The 1,283-nt window shown below is 34.8% G+C and carries 2 protein-coding genes; both read left to right on the top strand.

Annotation, left to right across the window (positions count from 1 at the left end):
• The first annotated feature begins 273 nt into the window (after window positions 1-273).
• Window positions 274-492 (top strand): hypothetical protein, encoded by a 219-nt coding sequence (locus A6E03_RS17035; RefSeq protein ID WP_065601370.1) that lies wholly within the window; start codon window positions 274-276, stop codon window positions 490-492.
• Window positions 482-1,207, top strand: coding sequence for a hypothetical protein (locus A6E03_RS17030; RefSeq protein WP_255310661.1), 726 nt, complete (start codon window positions 482-484; stop codon window positions 1,205-1,207). Before A6E03_RS17035 ends, A6E03_RS17030 begins: the two co-directional genes overlap by 11 nt.
• The last annotated feature ends 76 nt before the right edge of the window (window positions 1,208-1,283 follow it).

Raw genomic sequence — 1,283 nt, 5'->3', positions numbered from 1 at the left:
TTTGGGATGACAAATTTCCAATCTACGATACAAGAGCATGAAATTTTTTTTCTGATAGGCCAATTTTATTTAATCTAGTTAACGATACTATGTTCAGAGTAGACAGTTATACGGCTCCTGATTATTGTTGTCGTCGAGACTTTTACGTACCTTCTTTAGAGCAAAAGAAACAAATTATAACAGCGATTCAAAATAGCAAAAAAAATATAGAGTACGTAGAGTTAGCTAAGTTAAATGATATGTTTAAGCATCCTATTTTCATTCAAGATTAGAATGAAGCAATCGAAATTAATCTGCCTATTAAATTTAGATGGCACAACCAAAGATAGTATTACGGTCTTTATTAGCCTGCCTTTTAACTGGCAAGCATCAGAGCATGAAAAGTTAGGCTATATTGCTTCAGGTAATAATCAGAGAGAACTCATTGTATCGGGTGCACGGAAAGATAACGTTACCCGCACTATTAAAGTTGAGGTGAATGATGGGTTCTAAAGAAAAAATAATCAAATCAAAAGAAGAGTTATATAGTGAAGAGGTTATTTATACATGGGATTATGAAGGCGCGGGTCAAAAATACACTAATTTAGCATACTGGATTTTGTCAATATTTTCAGGAGGAATACCATTATTGTTTCTTTGGTCGGTTACTGACATGACAGTAGACTCACCTGTTTTTTTTGGGCTCTTTATTTTAACAACGACACTGGTGTTTATAGGGAGATATTTATTTGCACCAGATAAACATCGTTGTTATCACCTAACATCAATGGGTATTCATTATACAGAACAAGACATGATCCCTGAAGTGGCTTATAAAATCGCGCGAGGCTTTGCTTGGATTGGCATTGTGGTCTGTATTATCGTTGCCTTTATGTTTGGCCCTTTAGCTTTTGTTGGAGCAGGGGCTTTTGCGCTCATGTCATTTGGGATGACAAATTTCCAGCCAACCGTAGATAAGAGCCATATATTTATTGATGAACGCAGTGTTGTTTTTCATATAATGAATGATGGAGTGGTGTCATTTACGATCCCAGAAAAAGGTAAGCTTCAATATAAAGGGCTTGTATACACTTCGACTCTCGAAGAAAGAATGGAGTTACTTACCAACTTACAATCACTTTTCCCAGAAATAGAAATGGTCAAAATAAAAAGATTAAATGACCAATATAAACATCCAATTTATCAGCAAGATGAAACTGCAGAGTGATTTATTTATAAACCTAAAGTAAGGTAAACAATGCTTTCTACTTCTCCTAATAAGCGAATGCAAAATAAGTACAGCT

It is taken from the genome of Aliivibrio sp. 1S128, assembly GCF_001691065.1.
GTDB lineage: Bacteria > Pseudomonadota > Gammaproteobacteria > Enterobacterales > Vibrionaceae > Aliivibrio.
The sequence above is the reverse complement of the archived record's forward strand: the minus strand, read 5'-3'. Positions and strand labels throughout refer to the sequence as shown.